The organism is Candidatus Poriferisocius sp. (genome assembly GCF_965219815.1).
Lineage (GTDB): Bacteria > Actinomycetota > Acidimicrobiia > Acidimicrobiales > Bin134 > Poriferisocius.
Map to the genome: position 1 here is coordinate 3247602 of NZ_OZ244791.1, position 17165 is coordinate 3264766.

Here is a 17165-nt window from a genome sequence, read left to right on the forward strand (position 1 = left end):
CCGCAAACATCCCGGTCACAATAGGCAGCCAAACTCACTGGGCCGATTCGTTTTCGGCCAGCCTTGCGGTCAATTCGGCCACCACTTCGGAGCGGGAAACACTTGTCTGGCCCTCCCCTGAGCGCAGGTCTCTCACGGTGACGATGTCCGCGGCCAGTTCGTCGTCGCCCATCAGCAGGGCCAGCCGGGCTCCTGAGCGGTCGGCCACCTTCATTTGGGCCTTCATCGAGCGGGCGTCGAAGGCCCGGTCGGCGGAGATGCCGTTGCGGCGCAACTCGAAGGTGAGGTCACGCCCGGCGTCGCCGCCGGTCACGTCCACCACGAACACATCGACTGCCCCGGCGGTCTCGGTGAGGGCGTCTTCCGCGTCGGCGGCCAGCAGGATGCGCTCGATGCCCGCGCCGAACCCCACTCCAGGCGTGGCCTTGCCCCCCAGCGCCTCGGCCAAGCCGTCATAGCGGCCTCCGCCACCTACTGCGTTCTGGGCCGAGGTCAACGAACCGGCGGCGAACTCCCAGGTGGAGTGGGTGTAATAGTCCAGACCCCGCACCAGGCGGGGGTCGATTTCGTAGGCCACCCCTAGGGCATCCAAACCGGCCTGCACCCGCTCGAAGTGGGCGGCGGCGTCAGCCGACAAGCCATCGGTGATCCGTGGAGCATCAGCCACCACCGCCATCGTGCGCTCCCGCTTGGAATCCAGCACCCGCAGCGGATGGTCGGCGGCGTTGGCCCGGTCGGCCTCGTCCAACTCCCCCAGCCGCTCACCCAGCCAGGCAGCCAACTGCCCGGCATAGGCCTGCCGGTCGCCGGGGCTGCCCATAGAGTTGAGCCGTAGCGACAGGCGACTCAGTCCAAGAGCCCGGTAGAAGTCGTGCTGGAGGGCGATGACCTCCACGTCGAGGTCGGGGTCAGCCGAGCCGATGGCCTCCGCCCCCACCTGGTGGTGCTGGCGGAACCGACCAGCCTGGGGCTCCTCGTAGCGAAAGCAGGGGGTGAGGTACCACACCTTCCAGGGGACAGTGGGCCGGTGCTGGTTGAACGCCCGAACCACTGAGGCGGTACCCTCCGGGCGCAAGGCCAAATGGCGGTCGCCCTTGTCGAAGAAGTCGTACATCTCCTTGCGGACCACCTCGGTGCCCTCGCCCAAGCGCTGGAACACCCCGATGTCCTCGAACATGGGGTTCTGCACCAGCCCATAGCCAGCCCGTCCGAACACATCGGCGAATACGGCAACCAGAGCCTGCCAGCGATCTGACTCAGGCGGCAGGATGTCGCGAGTCCCCTTGGGCGCTTGAAACACTTCGGGCACGATTATGAACCCTTGGGGGCTTGGAGCAACTCGGCCACGATTATGAGCCGGTGGCGGTGGGGAGGACTCGGTAGGCGTTGTAGACCGACTCGATGCCCCGGATGGTGCGTAACAAGGCGTCGAGGTGGGTGCCGTCGACCAGCTCGAAATCAAACCGCATCACCGAGATGTGATCGGCGCCGGTGCGGGTCTCACAAGCCAAGATGTTGACCGATCCGGTGGACAGGGCATTGGCCACATCCCGCAGCAGGCGGGTTCGGTCGAACGCCTTGACCTCAATGGTCACGCAGTAAGCGCCGGTGCGCTCGGTGCTCCAATCCACGTCAATGAGCCGATCGCCCTGCTCGAACGACAGCGAAACCGCGTTGGAACACTCGGTGCGATGCACTGACACCCCTCGGCCCCGGGTAACGAAGCCGATGATCTCGTCGGGGGGAACCGGTTTGCAGCAGCGAGCCAGGTTGACCAGCACATCGTCGAGGCCCTCAACCTCCACCGGCTGATCGGTGCGCCGGGGCAGTACCGCCGGCGACGGGACAGCAGCCAGATCATCGTCCAGCTCCTCTTCCGCCGCGGGCTCCACCCTCATTCCGGCCACCCGCTCGGCCACCGCCTTGGCCGACACATGGCGCTCTCCCACCGCGGCGAACAGGGTTTCGAGATCGCGGTAGTTCATGTCGGTAGCCGCGTGCAGCAGCTCTTCGCCCGACTGGATCTTCGCCACCGGCAGGCGCTCTCTGCGCAGGGCAGCGGCCACCGCGTCGCGGCCGGCCTTGACGGCATCCTCCCGCCGGGCTTGGGCGAACCACTGGCGGATCTTGTTGCGGGCCCGATGGGAGGCCACTAGGCCAAGCCAGTCGCGCGACGGCCCCTTGTCGGCCACCTTGGAGGTGAAGATCTCCACCATGTCGCCGGGTCTCAGCTCGCGGTCCAGCGGCACGAGCTGGCCGTTGACCCGGGCCCCGATGCAAGCATGGCCCACCTCGGTGTGGATGGAGTAGGCGAAGTCGATGGGAATCGCCCCCATCGGCAGCGACACCACGTCGCCCTTGGGGGTGAACACCTGGACTTCGTCGTGGTCGAGGTCGGTCTTGAGATTGCTCAAGAACTCGACCGCGTCGGATGTCTCCTGCTGCCAGTCGATGATCCGGCCCAACCAGGCCAGATCATCGATCATCGCGCCCTCCTTGTAGCTGTAGTGGGCGGCCACCCCCTGTTCGGCTCGGGCGTGCATCTCATTGGTGCGGAGCTGGACTTCCAGAGACTTGCCCCCCGGACCGACCACGGTGGTGTGCAGCGATTGGTACAGGTTGAACTTGGGCATGGCGATGTAGTCCTTGAATCGCCCCTGCACCGGCTTCCATGTGGCGTGGATGGACCCCAGGGCGGCGTAGCAGTCCCGAACCGAGTCGACGATCACCCGCATGCCCACCAAGTCGTAGATCTCGTCGAAGCTGCGGTCCTTGGTCATCATCTTCTCGTAGATGCTCCACAGGTGTTTGGGGCGGCCGGTGACCTGAGCGGGGATGCCCAACTCGGCCAAGCGGGCTTCAACGCTGGAGAGAACCTGGGTGAGGTACAGGTCGCGCTCGGGTGCCCGGGTGGCCACCATGCGATCGATTTCTGCGTAGCGCTTGGGGTGCAGAGCGGCAAACGCCAGGTCTTCGATCTGGAGCTTCAGATCCTGCATGCCCAAGCGGTTGGCCAGCGGGGCGTAGATGTCTATCGTCTCCCGGGCCACCCGATGCTGCTTCTCCAGCGGCAGCGCGGCCAGCGTCCGCATGTTGTGCAGCCGGTCGGACAGCTTCACCACCAGCACCCGCAGATCCTTGGCGATGGCCACCAGCATCTTGCGCATAGAGGCGGCCTGCTCCTCCTCCTGCGTATTGAACTTGAGCCGGTCCAACCGGGTGACGCTGTCGACGATCGAGGCCACCTCGCTGCCAAAGTGCTGCTCGACCTCGGCCAAGTCCATAGAGGTGTCCTCGATGGCGTCGTGCAGCAGGGCGGCGATGACCGAAACGTCGTCCAGCCCCAACTCCACCACAATGTGGGCCACAGCCAGAGGATGGGTCACATAGGGCTCGCCGGACTTGCGCAACTGCCCGGCGTGGGCCTGCTCAGCGAGGCGATAGGCCGTCTCGATGCGGTCGCCGGTGCCGTTGGGATGGCGTTCGAGATAGGCGTTGAGCAGCGGGCCCACGTCTTGTCCGGGCTGACCCATCCAGGGCAGTACACGCTCGGTCAGCGTCACCCGTCACCTCCAAACCAGAACAGAGAAATCAAGGGCAATAGCCGTTCTTCCAGCCTCACGAATCACCCCTAAAACAGAACAGAGAAATCACCGGACAGTTGGCATCTATCTCTATTTTCTCCCGGCCATCCAGAAAACCCAACTCGATAAGGAAGCCCATCCCGGCTACCTCTGCGCCCCCGGAATTGACGAGTTCGACGGTGGCGGCCGCCGTGCCCCCCGTGGCCAGAACGTCATCCACGATCAACGCCCGTTGACCGGGGGAAAAGGCGTCGTTGTGGGCTTCGAGGGAAGCGGTGCCGTACTCCAGTTCATAGTCCACCGACCGGGTGAGATAGGGCAGTTTTCCCGGTTTGCGAACGGGCACAAATCCGAGCCCCAGGCGGTATGCCACTGCGGCACCCAATATGAATCCCCGGGCCTCAACGCCCACCACTCGATCCGCGGGGGTATTGCTGAAGCGGTCTGCTAATGCATCGGCAGCCCAGCGGAAGGCCTCAGCGTCGTCAAGCAGCGGGGTGATGTCCTTGAACATGATCCCCGGTGAAGGGAAGTCGGGGACGTCCCGAATGAGGCTTTCAGGCCAGCCGGAATCCACTCCCCCAACCCTACCTGCCTGCTGACGAGCGACTTGCTCAGCGCCGCTTGCGCTTTCGGGGGCGGGGTGGGATGGCCGCGCCCGGCTGCGATGGCCGTCGGGCCGGGCGGTCCGCCGACGGCGCCGGAGCGGGCGATGACGGGCCCACCGCCACTTCCTCCACGTCTTGCACGGTGGCGCCCCGGGACTGGGCCCGGGCCTCCAAGCGCTCCCGCTGCTCCACGAACTCAGGCTGGCGCTCCTTCATCCAGGCCGCCGCCGGCGCGGCCACAAACAGCGACGAATAGGTGCCCACCAGCAAGCCGATGAGCAGGGCCACGGCAAACTCGGCCAAGGTGACCGCGCCCAGCACCAGCGTGCCGATCACCAGCATCGACAGCACCGGCAGCACCGAGGTAATGGTGGTGTTCACCGACCGCAGGAGCACCATGTTGAGCGCCGAGTTCATGATCCGGGTGTAGGTGGCCCGCCCCACCAGTGCCGAGCGGCGCTGGTAGTCGCGGTTCTTGTCGAACACCACCAAGGTGTCGTACAGGGAGTACCCCATGATGGTGAGGAAGGCGATCACCGTGGCCGGAGTCACCTCGAACTGGAACAGGGCATAGATGCCCACGGTGATGACGATGTCGTGGGCCACCGCCACCAGGGCGGCCAGAGCCATCCGCCACTCCAATGTCAGCGTGATGTAGATGGCCACCACGATGAAGAACACGATCAGCGCTCGTACGGCCTTGCTGGTGATCTCACTGCCCCACGACGCGCTGATGGAGTTGAAGCTGATGTCGTCGAGGCTCTGGCCGGTGAGGTTGGCCAGGGCCAGCGACACCTCGGCCACGCTGGAGGCATCGGTGGCGTCCAACTCGGCCCGCACCCGCAGCACGTCGCCGCCCACGAACTGGATCTTGGCATCGGCTTGGCCCACACCCCTCAGGGCGTCGCGCACATCGGCGGTGGACACATCGGGTGCGGAGGCCTCCCACACCGTGCCGCCCTCGAACTCGATGCCCAGATTGACCCCCCGCACCAACAGAGCGATGGCGCTGATGAGAATCAGAGCGGCGGACACTTTCAGCGTGGTCTTCCACAACTCGGGGAAGTCCACCTGGGTCTGGTTGCGCCACAGGCGCTGGAGGCGGCTCATGATGGCTCGACTCCCCCAGACATGGCCTCTTCCCTAGTGGGCAGGCCGAGGCGGTGGGGATGGGCCATCAGGCTTGGCGACCGAGCCATCAACTGCGCGCAGGGCCGGAGGAAGAAATAGGTGGCCACCAGGTCGAGCACCGAGGCCAAGCCCAGCATCAGGGCGAAGCCGCGAACCGACCCGGCCGAGAGCCAGTACAAGATGACCGCGGCGATGAGCGAGGCGAAGTTGGCCCTGAAGATAGTCCGAAACGCCGCCGAGAAGGATTGCTCCAGCGACGATCTCAGCATCCGACCGGTGGCCACATCCTCTTTGAGGTGCTCGAAGTAGACCACGTTGGAGTCCAGCGACACGCCGATCGCCACGATGAGGCCGGTGACTCCGGCCAGGGTCAGGGCCAGATCCTGGGTCTCGCCCAGCCAGGCCACAATCACCCACAGCAGGGTGGCCGACACCCCGAGGCTCAACATGGCGACGAGGCCCAACAGGCGGTACATGCCCACCATGTACAAGAACACCAGCGCCAGCCCGACGAGGCCGGCGATAATCCCGGCCCGCAAGGAGTCGCCCCCGATGGTGGCCGACACGGCCCGGCTGGTGCTGTCGCTCTGGGGGTCGGTGGGGTCTTGGAACTCGATGGGCAGCGCGCCGTAGCGCAGAACCAGGGCCAGGTCGTCGGCTTCTTGCTCGGAAAAGTTGCCGGAGATAACCACTTGGCCGTCGAAGTTGGGGCTCTGCACCGAGGGCGCCGACTGCACGCTTCCGTCTACCACGACAGCTAGCTGGCCAAGCCCGGCCACACCCGGCGGGCAGTATGGTGTGCCCGAATAGCACTCCACCGCTATCTCGTCGAACTTATCGGCCCCCTGGTCACCGCCCTTGAAGGTGGCATCCACCACGAACTCTCCCCGAAATGAGCTGTCGGCGCTGGAAAGGCCAGCGCCGGTGAGCGTGGACGGCCCAAGCAGAAAGCGCCTGATCTCCTCACCGTTGTCATCTCGCTCGGGCAGGACCACAAAGCGCTCAAGTACATCCTCGGCCGATGTCGATGGCTGCAAGCCGACGTAGTCGATCCCGCTGGGGCACGGGGCCAACCCTCGATCGTCGAGCTCGGGATCGGGCAGCTCAGTCGAGAGCAACTCCGATTCGGATTCGAAGGTGACAACCGGAAGCTCGGCGCACACCGGGCGGAAGCGGAGCTCGGCGGTTTGGCCCACAACGTCGATGGCCCGCTGCTGATCGCTGATTCCGGGAAGCTGCACCACCACCCGTCGGCCTTGGCGAGTCACATCGGGCTCGGCCACACCGAGACCGTCGATGCGGTCGCGGATGATGTCGACCGCGGTATCCAGGTCGCCTTCGGTGATGGCCACGGGACGGTCGGGGTCGTCCACCGGCACCAGCACCACCTCGACTCCGCCCTTGAGGTCCAAGCCCAGCAGGGGCCGGTTTCCAACCGCCAGCGAAGCGGCCAACAGCCCCGCGGCCGCAGCCACGATGAGGACAAGCGAAACCAGCGAACGGCGACTCATTGACGCTGGAGGATGGGTCTAGCTGTCAGCGTCGTCGCCACTTAGCAGAGGCCCCTGACCGTCGTCGCCATCGACGTCGGAGGAGTACACGACTTTATTGGCGATGGTGTCGCGGCTGATCTTGATTTCAACGCCATCGGAGATCTCGATGAACACGGTGCCACCGTCGAAATCGGTGATCATCCCGTAGAGGCCCGATGCGGTGATCACCTCGTCGCCGATATCCAAAGAATCGAGCAGATCGCGGTGCAGGCGCGATTTTTTCTGCTGGGGGCGTATCATGAAGAAATACATGGCGACGATAATCAAAAGCGGAAGCAGGAGGACGTCCAAGGCCCAGAATTCTACCGGAAGACCTAGCTGGGAGACGACTCGGCGGGCCTAGCCGAATAAGTCAGCCCCAAGCCTCGGCCGTCTTGGCGATCAAGCGGTCAAGGGTGCCGGTGGCGATGGCATCTTGGGCCTCCTCCATGAGGGCCAACAGCCAGGCCACGTTGTGGAGGGTGAGCATTCGGGCCGCCGAAGGCTCGTCCACGTTGAACAGGTGGCGCAGGTAGGCCCGCGAGTAGCGGGTAGCCGGACTGGCCGGAAAGCGGGGATCGACGGGGCGGTCATCGGTGGCGAGCGAAGAGTTGCCGAGGTTGAGTCGGCCCTCCCAGGTGAGAGCGGTGCCGTGGCGGGCCAGCCGTGTGGGCAGCACGCAGTCGAACATGTCCACGCCCAGGGCCACGCATTCCAGCAGCCCGATGGGATCGCCCAGCCCCATGAAGTAGCGGGGCTGATCGTCGGGCAGGAGCGGGGCGGTGGCGGCCAGCGCGACCATCATCTGCTCGGGGCTCTCCCCCACCGAAAGTCCGCCCACTGCGTAGCCGTCGAATCCCACCTCTATGGTGCGGGCTGCGCTCTCGGCCCGGAGGGCGGGATCGGTCCCACCCTGGACGATGCCGAATTGGTTGGCACCGGAATTGTGCCCATCCGCTTCCAGAAAGCGGCGGCGGGCCCGGACCGCCCAGTTCGCGGTGCGGTCCACCGCCTGGCGCTGGACAGTTGCAGGGGCTTCCGATGGCGGGCACACGTCGAGGACCATTTGGATGTCGGAGCCAAGCTGGAGCTGAACGTCCACCACCCGCTCAGCGGTGAAGCGATGAGAAGTGCCGTCGTAAGTGGACCGGAACGTGGCGCCGTCGTCGTCCACCTTGGGGTCGAGGGAGAACACCTGATAGCCGCCGGAGTCGGTGAGCACATGGCCCGACCAGCCGGTGAAGCCGTGGACGCCGCCCATTTGCTCCACCACCTCGGGACCGGGCCTCATCATCAGGTGGTAGGTGTTGGCCAGCACCACTGGAGGATTGAGAGCCTCAAGGTCGCTGGTGTCGAGGGTGCGGACCGCGGCCCGGGTGCCCACCGGCATGAAACACGGAGTGGTAAACGAGCCCCTCGGCGTGGTGATACGGCCTTTGCGGGCCTGCCCGTCTTGGGCCAACACATCGAATTGGAGGGTCATTTTCCGGCGGCCTTCTCAGTGTCCCAAACTTGCAGGCTCACGATCTCAAAGTCTGCCCTGGATTTCTAGTGCAGAACATGGCATCCCCGAGAGAAAGAAAGCGGTAGCCCTCGTCTAACGCCGTGGCATAGAGATCGCGCCAGCGGGGGCCCACGAAGGCAGCCAACAGGGCCAGGAGGCTGGACCGGGGCAGATGGAAGTTGGTGAGCATGGCATCCACCACCGCGAACTGATGTCCCGGCTTGATGAACAGATCGGTGGAGCCACTGGCTGATCCGGTAGCCGCGGCCGACTCCAGCGCCCGCACCACGGTTGTGCCCACGGCTACCACCCGCTCAGCCCGGACGCAGGCGGCCACCGTGGCCTCGGGGATCCGGTACGTCTCGGTGTGCATGACGTGGTCGTCGAGGTCATCTGCCATCACCGGGGTAAACGTGGCCGTGCCCACGGCCAATTCCAGCTGGCACACCCTGGCCCCAGCCGACCGGCAGCGGTCCAGCACCGTTGGGGTGAAGTGGAGCCCCGCGGTGGGAGCGGCAGCCGACACCGGCCGATCGGCGTAGACCGTCTGGTAGCGCTCGACATCGGCCAACTCCTCGGTGACATAGGGGGGAAGCGGCACTTCCCCGGCTCGATCCATGAGGGCATCGGCGTCGCCAATCGGCTTCACCCACCGCCTTCCGTCGTCGCCGATTCGCCCCCCCACCTCCAAGACGGGCTGCTCTTCGAACCACAGTTCGGCACCCGGCTGCACCCGACGGCCCGGTCGCACCAAGGCGCTCCACCAGCCGTCGTCTCCCGGTTCCAGCAACAAGACCTCCACTTGGCCCCCCGTGGCCTTGCGGAGGCGCAGTCGGGCGCTCATAACCCGGCTGTCGTTCACCACCAGCACGTCGCCAGGGCTCAAGAGATCGGGCAGATCCCGGGTAAAGCGATGCTCGGGGGGAGCGGCGGGCCCTCGGTCCACGAGCAATCGGGAGCTGTCACGGGGTTCGGCCGGTTGCTGGGCGATAGCGGCTTCGTGCAGCTCGTAATGAAGCTCCTCAGTCCGCATGGGGAGTTTCTACCCGACCGGCGCGCGTATCCCGAAAACTGTCGTACCCGCCCGGTAGTTTGGGGCTGATGCTGGTGATGGGGATCGATCCCGGCCTGTCGCGCTGCGGCTACGGCGTTATCCGCCAAAAGGGCCGCGCCACTGAGGCCGTGGCCGCCGGAATCATCCGCACCGACAAAGACGATCCCATCCCCCGCCGCCTGTATGAGCTTCAAAATGAGCTTGTCGACTTAATGGGTACATACAACCCAGACGCGATGGCCATCGAGCAAGTGCTGTTCCAGGTGAACGTGCGCACCGCCATGGGAGTGGGCCAGGCCAGCGGGGTGGCCATGGCCGCCGCAGTGGGCGCGGGTGCCGAGGTGTTCGAGTACTCGCCCACGCAGATCAAAAAAGCAGTAACCGGCTGGGGCGGCGCCGGCAAGGAGCAGATGGGACAGATGGTGCAGACCCTGCTGCGCCTTCCCAAGCCTCTGAAGCCGGTAGACGCGGCCGACGCAATTGCGGTGGCCCTCTGCCATCTGGCCCACCACCCGGCCGCATCGCGGATCCAGGCGGCGATGTGATCGGACTGCTCCGGGGCACGCTGGCCCTGCGGGACCCCGACGAGGTGATCGTGGAGACCGCAGGCGTCGGCTATCGAGTGGCTGTCTCGCCGGACACGTCGGCCGCGCTGGGCGAGCTGGGCCAAGAGGTGGTGTTGCACATCCACCACCACATCAGAGAAGACGCCCAGACCCTGTACGGGTTCGACACCCCTGACAAGCGTCGGGTCTTCGAGGGGCTTATCTCTGCTCACGGCGTGGGGCCAGCGATGGGCATGGCCATCTTGTCGATATACGGACCCTCGGAGTTGGCCGGGATTCTGGCCACCGACGACATCGATGCCCTTTGCCTGGTGCCCGGAGTGGGCAAGAAGACCGCGGCCCGGCTTCTGGTGGAGCTAAAGTCCCGCCTCGACATCGGAGACGTGACCACTGCGGTGACATCGGGCCAGCCCGCGGGCGAGCAGCCGTCTGATGCCCGCAGCGTGGTCCGCCAAGCACTGGCCGAGTTGGGGTACAGCGCCGAGGAAATCCGCAGCGCCATCGCCGCCCTGCCTCCGGGCGACGACTCCTCTGCCCTGCTCAAAGCAGCCCTCCGGCACCTGGCCTCCGGGATATGAGCAGGCCATGAGCAAGAGAGAAGAACTGCTGGCCGGGACCCCACTGCCCGAAGACGCCGCGGCCGAGACAGGATTGCGGCCAACCCGGCTGGACGAGTTCGTGGGCCAGTCAGAGATGAAGGAGCATCTTGACATCATCTTGGGCGCGGCCCGGGCCCGATCGCAACCAGCCGACCATCTGCTGTTCGCCGGTCCCCCCGGCTTGGGCAAGACCACGCTGGCCCACATCGTGGCCAAGGAGATGGAGGCCGGGCTGCACGTCACGTCGGGCCCGGCACTGGAGCGAGCCGGCGACCTGGCTGCCATCCTCTCCCGGTTGGAAGAGGGCGATGTGCTGTTCATCGACGAGATCCACCGGCTGCCCCGAATCGTCGAAGAGGTGATGTACCCGGCCATGGAGGACTTCAACGTCGACATCGTGCTGGGCAAGGGGCCCGCGGCGCGTTCGCTCCGCCTGGAGCTGTCCCGGTTCACCCTGGTGGGGGCCACCACTCGCACCGGTCTCATCACCGGGCCGCTTCGGGACCGGTTCGGGCTGGTGTCGCGGCTCGACTACTACACCACCGCCGATTTGGAAGCCATCGTCGTTCGGGCCGCGGCCATCCTTGACATCCAGATCGATTCGGCGGGCGCAGCCGAAATCGCCTGTCGGGCCCGCGGCACTCCCCGGATCGCCAATCGGCTCTTGCGCCGAGTGCGGGACTACGCCGAGGTCCGGGCCGACGGGAAGATCGACCAGCAGACCGCGGCTGCCGGGTTGAACCTGTTCGCCGTCGACCAGGCCGGTTTGGACAAGATCGACCGGGCCATCTTGTCGGCTCTCTGCGAGCGCTTCGGAGGCGGCCCGGTCGGCCTCTCAACCCTGGCCATCAGCGTCAGCGAGCCCGCTGAGACCGTGGAAGATGTGTACGAGCCGTTCCTCATCCAACAGGGCCTGCTCATGCGCACTCCTCGGGGCCGAGTAGCCACCCCCACCGCCTGGCACCATCTGGGCCTGACCCCACCCGACAGCGCCTCAGATCAGTCGAACTTGTTCGACTGACCAAGCTCAATTGGCGGCGGCTTGCAGGATGTCGTCGGGGATGTCGAAGTTGGCGTACACGTCTTGAACGTCGTCGTGGTCGTCGAGGGCGTCGATGAGGCGGAGGACGGAGCGGGCGGACTCGGCGCTGTCGACACCCACCACTGACGTGGGCAGCATGGTGGAGTTTGCCGACATGAAGTCGATACCGGTCTCGGCCAAGGCATCGCGCATCGACGAGAGGTCGGAGGGATCACAGGTGAGCCGCCAAGTGTCGCCCTCGTCGGCCAAATCCTCGCCCCCGGCATCGAGGGCGGCCATCATCAGCTCGTCCTCATCCACCGAGCGATCCAGGATCACCACCCCCTTGCGCTCGAACTGCCAGGCCACCGCACCAGGCTCGGCCAGCGATCCCCCATTGCGAGTGAACAGAGCCCGCACCTCCGAGCTGGTGCGGTTGCGGTTGTCGGTGAGCGTCTCCACATACAGGGCGACACCGCCGGGGGCATACCCCTCGTAGAACACCGACTCGTAGGCCACCCCCTCCAGCTCACCCGTCCCCCGCTTGATGGCCCGCTCGATGGTGTCAAGCGGCACCGAGCTGTCCCGGGCCTTCTGGAACATGGTGCGCAGGGTGGGGTTGGCATCGGGATCGCCGCCCCCCTCGCGGGCAGCCACCTCCACCTGGCGGATCAGCTTGGCGAAAAGCTTGCCCCGGCGCTTGTCGGCCGCCCCTTTGCGGTGCTTGATGGTGGCCCATTTGGAGTGTCCTGACATTCCTGCTCCCCTATTCCCGTTCTACAAACCAGCGGTGGATTCGATCGTCTTGGGCCAACTCGGGGTGGAACGACGACACCACCGTCGAGCCTTGGCGACACAGCACCGGCACCCCGTCCAATTCGGCCAACACCTCCACGTCACGGCCCACCGACTCGACAACCGGCGCTCGAATGAACACCCCGGGAAAGGCCGATTCCCATCCTTCGATGTCGATCGGCGCGTGAAATGACTCTGATTGTCGGCCGTATCCGTTGCGCCGCACCGTGGCGTCAATGGCGCCAAAGCGATGCTGGCCGGGATAGCCGTCCACCACCTCGGCGGCCAAGAGGATCATCCCGGCACAAGTGCCAAGCACCGGCAGGCCGTCGGCCAGTCGATCGGCCAGCGGATCGCCCAAGCCGTTGGCATCCAGCAGCTTGGAGATGGCGGTGGACTCCCCGCCAGGGATGACGAGGCGGTCGACTTCGGCCAATTCTTCGGGGGTGCGGACCTGGACCGCGGCCACCCCTATTCGATTGAGGACCTGCTCATGCAGCCCGAATGCCCCCTGAAGGGCCAAGACCCCGACCTTCACCCGGGGGCTCCGAGTCTCGGGGCGACGCTTCGATCTGCTGCACGCTCAGCCGCTGCTACCAGCCGCGGTCGGCCAGGCGGGTTTCGAGACCGTCGATCTCCAAACCGGGCATGGGCTCGCCCAAGCCGCGGCTGACCTTGGCCAGGATGTGGGGATCGCGGTAGTTGGTGGCGGCCTCCACAATGGCTTTGGCCCGAGGGGCAGGATCGGAAGACTTGAAGATCCCCGAGCCCACGAACACGGCCTCAGCGCCAAGCTGCATGACCAGTCCGGCGTCGGCGGGAGTCGAGATTCCCCCCGCGCAGAACATCGGCACGGGCAGCCAGCCGGTCTCGGCCACCTCGCGCACCAGCGGCAACGGGGCCCGGAGTTGCTTGGCCCAGTCGAACAGCTCGGCGGAATCGGCCTGGGTGATCTTGCGGATGTCCCCGATGATCGACCGGAGATGGCGGACGGCCTCCACGATGTTGCCGGTGCCGGCCTCGCCTTTCGACCGGATCATGCAGGCGCCCTCGGAGATTCGCCGCAGCGCCTCTCCCAAGTTGACAGCCCCGCACACGAACGGCACGGTGAACGCCCACTTGTCGATGTGGTGGGCTTCGTCGGCCGGGGTCAGCACCTCGCTCTCGTCGATGTAGTCCACATCCAGGGCTTCGAGAATCTGGGCTTCCACAAAGTGGCCGATCCGAGCCTTGGCCATGACCGGGATGGTCACCGCCTGCTGGATGCCGGTGATCATCTCCGGATCGCTCATGCGGGCCACCCCGCCATCGCGTCGGATGTCGGCGGGAACCCGCTCCAGAGCCATCACCGCTACCGCTCCGGCGTCCTCGGCCACCTTGGCCTGATCGGGGGTGACCACGTCCATGATGACCCCGCCCTTGAGCATCTCGGCCAGTCCACGTTTGACCAACGTGGTCCCCGTCTCGCGGCCCGACATCGACTCAGCAGCCATGGTTGCAGTCTATGGCTTTGCGCACTGCAAACACGATGTCGGTTTTCCGCCGACAGCTCGGATCAGCGGTTTTTGAGCAGGTTCTCAGCGAAGTCCTGCACCATAACCAGCACGTCTCCCCCGGGTAGAGCGATGAAGGTCTGGCCCGGGGTGAGCCGCACCGGATTACCGTTGTTGTCGGTGACCTGCCAGGGCTGGTTTGCCGATGGCCGGGTCCACCGGCCCCGAATCAGATGGCCGTCGGTGAACACCAGAGCACCCCCGCCCTCGGAATCAACGGTGATCGCTTCGGGACAATAGGAGCAGGCCGCGCTGCCGGTGTAGCCGGTTTGCAGAACCACCACGTTGGCGGGAGTTACCTGGACGGGGGCGACATCGGGGTTGGGAGTGCCATTGGGGTGGCGGGCCATGTCGACATGGGGGGTGCCGTCTTGCCAGCGAGCCCAACCGCCAGCCTCAGAATCCCAGGCAAAATGGGCGATTGTGCCGCCGAGATAGCGGACCTCCACACCGGGCACCGGCTCCGCCCCCGCCGGCAGCGGCTCTCCTTCTCTGCGGTACTCGAAGAGAGGTTCGGGAGCCTTCAAATTGCTGGGAGCGGAATCCCAGATTCTCGAGGTGGTGGTGTACAAGTTCCAAGGGGGAACTCGGTCAGCAATCCGCCAGTAGTCGTTGGGCAGGCCATCCCAACGCAGTTCGTAGAGTTTGCCAGCCGACTGGCCTTGGGATATCTCCCTCAGCACACCTGGATTTGCCCCCGAATGGCCGTACACCGGCTGGCCGAAATTGGCCAGGATGTCGGTATCGGAGCTGCGAGCTGAGCGAACCGGACCTAGCGAGATGGCATCCTGGCTGTGGAACACCGCCATGAGCCGGGTGATGGTCTCAACTCTCACTTCGATGAGCACATCGGCCTGGTTGATGCCGGTCTGGGGGCGCCCCACGCTGCTGGTGCCGATCTTCACGGCCAGCGCCGGCCGGTTCATAATGGACGGATCCACCAGCGGCTCGCCGGTCAGCGGCTCGGTGGGTCCTGGCGTCGGGGTGGGCGTGGCCGGGTCGGGGTCGGGGTCGGGATCACCGGGTTCTGTCGGGTCGGGGTCGGGGGCAGTGCCGTCGCCGGGGGCTTCGTCGGCGCCATCGCTCCCGGTGGCGCCGGTGTCGCCGCGGGCCGGCGCGGTGGTGCTGCCAGGGGAATCGCCGCCGCTGTCTCCGTCAGGAGCACTCGTCTCCTCCTCTGGGGTCGGCTGGGCGGCGCCCGCCGGCTGGTCTCCGCCGGGTTCTTCCTCCGAGCCTCCGCAGGCCGCGGCCAACAGGGCAACGGCCAACAGGGCCGCGGCAATCCTCCCGCGCCGACGGGCGCCCGGACGGGGGGGCTTGCCGGCCGTCAAAGCTCGGTCAGCGCGGCAATCCGAGCATCCAGCCGGGGATGGCGGATGGCATCGGCGATGCCCCAATCGGGCTCATCGATCCACATGTGAAGCGCTGCCACCGTTGGCGATGGTACCTGAGCGGTCTGGGCAGAAAGTGTCATCAGCGCAGACAGCAGGCCGGGAGGGTACCGAGTGAGCGACACCGCCTCGAAGTCGGCGGCCAGGCTCCGCTGGGCGGGCAGCACCCGATCCATCACCCGGCGACGCAGCCAGCCGACCGTTGCGAGCGGCCAGGCCAACAGCACCCCGGCCAGCGTCTCGAAGGCGGCATCGCCTCGACGAATCCGGCACAGGTGATGGGCCACCAGCCCCTCCAGCTCGATGCGCTCGAGCTGCTCCACTGCGCCGGATGTGACGACGATGGCCGCGTGGGCGGGGGTGCGGGCCGCGGCCAAAGAGTTGATCGAGTGGGAGTGGATCACCCGCAGTTCGGGGGTGGGGATGCCGTGGTTGACGCAAAGGCCCTCCAGCACGTTTTCGACCGCCTCCTCCACTTCGCCGTGGGGATCGGTGCTCTTGGTGAGGCGAAGAAGGAGTCGCCACGCGGCCAAGTGCAGTCCGATGGCCGCAACCACACCGACGATCGCGCCGATCACCAAACAAACAAGCCAGGGCAACCCGACCAAGACCAGGATCGCCAGAACCACCACACCGACTATCACCCCCAGTGTTCCCAGGGCTACTGCGGACCGGTGTCGGCTTGTGCTCATTCGACCTCCTGGCTTTCTTGCCGCGGGGGCTGGGGGCTGCGGACCCGGCGGCGGGCAGCCAGGTCGGCATAGATCTCGGCATAGCGGCTGGCCAGCGTGTCCATGGAGAACTGATGGGCTCGGTCGAGCCCCGATTCCACCAAGGATGCCGCGGTGTCTTCGTCGAACAGCACCCGCTTCAGGGCCGCGGCCAACGCCGCGGGATCGCCGGGCTCTGAGAGAAGCGCGTCGCGCCCGGGCCGGGCGACGATGGCGTAGGCGTCGAGATCGGAAGCCACGATCGGAGTCTTCGCCGCCATGGCCTCAAGCAGCACCACGCCGAATGACTCGCCGAACAGAGACGGGGCGCAGAACACGTCGGCCCCCCGCAAGCGGGCCTGCTTCTCGGCGTCGGAAATCCGACCCAGCCATTCAACCCGGGGATCATTGCCGGTGCGCGCTCTCAGGGCATCGGTCTCGGGGCCATCGCCTCCCACCCACAGCCGTACTTCATCGGGCAGGTATTGGAGGGCGTCGATGAGGATGCCCAATCCCTTGCGGGGCTCGTGGCGGCCCACGAAGAAGATGGTGGGATGAGGCGCATTGATCGGCTCGGCTGAGGGGGCGTCCAACTCCACTCCGTTGAACACCAGCTCGTATCGACCGCCCAACTCCCCCTCGGCCAAGCGGCGGGCGTCCTCCGATACCGCGCAGCGATAGTCCAGGCGGTTGGCCACCGCTCTCACTATGGGGCGCAGATACTGGTAGGCGGTGCTGTGGCCGGCCCGGTGGAAAGTGCCCAGCAGCGGCGCCGACTTCATCACGGCCGCGGTGTTGGTGGGGCCGGGGGCGAGGGGCTCGTGGAGGTGGAGCACGTCGAATCGCTCATCGCGCAGCACCCGTATGGTGCGGAGTTGGGCCGGGGGGTCGGGGGCCAGGGGGGCGATGGAGCCGTTGGCCGCAGTGGGCAGGCTGTTGCCCAAGGGAGTGACCGACTCGTCGGGCGGAGGACCATCGCACGGGGCCAGCACCCGGGCTTCCACCCCCATACGACGCAGGGAGCGGGCCAGTCCCATCACCTGGCCTTGGACACCGCCGGGGATGGTGAGGGAGTAGGGGCAAACCAGGCCGACCCTCATCAGGGCGTCCCCGTCAT

The 17165-nt window shown here is 66.1% G+C and carries 17 protein-coding genes; 3 read left to right on the forward strand and 14 right to left on the reverse strand.

Annotated elements, in window-relative coordinates:
- Positions 1 to 34: 34 nt before the first annotated feature.
- The 8 genes from hisS to queA all read right to left on the reverse strand — a co-directional run bounded on the left by hisS (position 35) and on the right by queA (position 9392).
- Complete coding sequence (gene hisS, locus ACOQPI_RS15605) at positions 35 to 1309, reverse strand: histidine--tRNA ligase (RefSeq protein WP_420620535.1); 1275 nt, start codon at positions 1307 to 1309, stop codon at positions 35 to 37.
- Between the two features lie 40 nt (positions 1310 to 1349).
- Positions 1350 to 3563 (reverse strand): RelA/SpoT family protein, encoded by a 2214-nt coding sequence (locus ACOQPI_RS15610; RefSeq protein ID WP_420620536.1) that lies wholly within the window; start codon positions 3561 to 3563, stop codon positions 1350 to 1352.
- Between the two features lie 55 nt (positions 3564 to 3618).
- Positions 3619 to 4161: an adenine phosphoribosyltransferase gene (locus ACOQPI_RS15615; RefSeq protein ID WP_420620537.1), complete on the reverse strand. Its 543-nt coding sequence runs from the start codon at positions 4159 to 4161 to the stop codon at positions 3619 to 3621.
- A gap of 37 nt (positions 4162 to 4198) precedes the next feature.
- Positions 4199 to 5302, reverse strand: coding sequence for a protein translocase subunit SecF (gene secF, locus ACOQPI_RS15620; protein ID WP_420620538.1), 1104 nt, complete (start codon positions 5300 to 5302; stop codon positions 4199 to 4201).
- Complete coding sequence (gene secD, locus ACOQPI_RS15625; RefSeq protein ID WP_420620539.1) at positions 5299 to 6834, reverse strand: protein translocase subunit SecD; 1536 nt, start codon at positions 6832 to 6834, stop codon at positions 5299 to 5301. Before secD ends, secF begins: the two co-directional genes overlap by 4 nt.
- Positions 6835 to 6852: 18 nt before the next feature.
- Positions 6853 to 7167, reverse strand: coding sequence for a preprotein translocase subunit YajC (yajC, locus tag ACOQPI_RS15630; RefSeq protein WP_420620540.1), 315 nt, complete (start codon positions 7165 to 7167; stop codon positions 6853 to 6855).
- 61 nt (positions 7168 to 7228) lie between these two features.
- Complete coding sequence (gene tgt, locus ACOQPI_RS15635; protein WP_420620541.1) at positions 7229 to 8338, reverse strand: tRNA guanosine(34) transglycosylase Tgt; 1110 nt, start codon at positions 8336 to 8338, stop codon at positions 7229 to 7231.
- A gap of 37 nt (positions 8339 to 8375) precedes the next feature.
- The gene (gene queA / locus ACOQPI_RS15640) at positions 8376 to 9392 is read right to left on the reverse strand and encodes a tRNA preQ1(34) S-adenosylmethionine ribosyltransferase-isomerase QueA (protein ID WP_420620542.1); all 1017 of its coding nucleotides are present in this window, start codon (positions 9390 to 9392) and stop codon (positions 8376 to 8378) included.
- 68 nt (positions 9393 to 9460) lie between these two features.
- Between queA and ruvC the strand changes: the two genes are divergently transcribed.
- From ruvC to ruvB, 3 genes are read left to right on the forward strand one after another with little or no spacing between them, the layout of a single operon-like run.
- Complete coding sequence (gene ruvC, locus ACOQPI_RS15645; protein ID WP_420620543.1) at positions 9461 to 9958, forward strand: crossover junction endodeoxyribonuclease RuvC; 498 nt, start codon at positions 9461 to 9463, stop codon at positions 9956 to 9958.
- A complete protein-coding gene (gene ruvA, locus ACOQPI_RS15650; protein WP_420620544.1) occupies positions 9955 to 10557 on the forward strand; it encodes a Holliday junction branch migration protein RuvA in 603 nt (200 codons plus the stop codon). The genes ruvC and ruvA overlap by 4 nt, the downstream gene beginning before the upstream one ends.
- A gap of 7 nt (positions 10558 to 10564) precedes the next feature.
- Positions 10565 to 11599 (forward strand): Holliday junction branch migration DNA helicase RuvB, encoded by a 1035-nt coding sequence (ruvB, locus tag ACOQPI_RS15655; protein WP_420620545.1) that lies wholly within the window; start codon positions 10565 to 10567, stop codon positions 11597 to 11599.
- A gap of 6 nt (positions 11600 to 11605) precedes the next feature.
- On the opposite strand, the gene ACOQPI_RS15660 is transcribed toward ruvB, so the two are convergent.
- The 6 genes from ACOQPI_RS15660 to ACOQPI_RS15685 form a co-directional block, all read right to left on the reverse strand.
- Positions 11606 to 12355, reverse strand: coding sequence for a YebC/PmpR family DNA-binding transcriptional regulator (locus ACOQPI_RS15660; RefSeq protein ID WP_420620546.1), 750 nt, complete (start codon positions 12353 to 12355; stop codon positions 11606 to 11608).
- Positions 12356 to 12365: 10 nt separating this feature from the next.
- A complete protein-coding gene (gene pdxT, locus ACOQPI_RS15665; RefSeq protein WP_420620547.1) occupies positions 12366 to 12932 on the reverse strand; it encodes a pyridoxal 5'-phosphate synthase glutaminase subunit PdxT in 567 nt (188 codons plus the stop codon).
- Between the two features lie 55 nt (positions 12933 to 12987).
- On the reverse strand, positions 12988 to 13887 hold the full coding sequence (gene pdxS / locus ACOQPI_RS15670) for a pyridoxal 5'-phosphate synthase lyase subunit PdxS (protein ID WP_420620548.1): 900 nt from the start codon (positions 13885 to 13887) through the stop codon (positions 12988 to 12990).
- A gap of 62 nt (positions 13888 to 13949) precedes the next feature.
- Positions 13950 to 15278, reverse strand: a complete 1329-nt coding sequence (locus ACOQPI_RS15675; RefSeq protein ID WP_420620549.1) for a DUF3048 domain-containing protein — start codon at positions 15276 to 15278, stop codon at positions 13950 to 13952.
- Positions 15275 to 16030, reverse strand: a complete 756-nt coding sequence (locus ACOQPI_RS15680; protein WP_420620550.1) for a hypothetical protein — start codon at positions 16028 to 16030, stop codon at positions 15275 to 15277. Before ACOQPI_RS15680 ends, ACOQPI_RS15675 begins: the two co-directional genes overlap by 4 nt.
- Positions 16027 to 17148, reverse strand: a complete 1122-nt coding sequence (locus tag ACOQPI_RS15685; RefSeq protein WP_420620551.1) for a glycosyltransferase family 4 protein — start codon at positions 17146 to 17148, stop codon at positions 16027 to 16029. The genes ACOQPI_RS15680 and ACOQPI_RS15685 overlap by 4 nt, the downstream gene beginning before the upstream one ends.
- Positions 17149 to 17165: the final 17 nt, after the last annotated feature.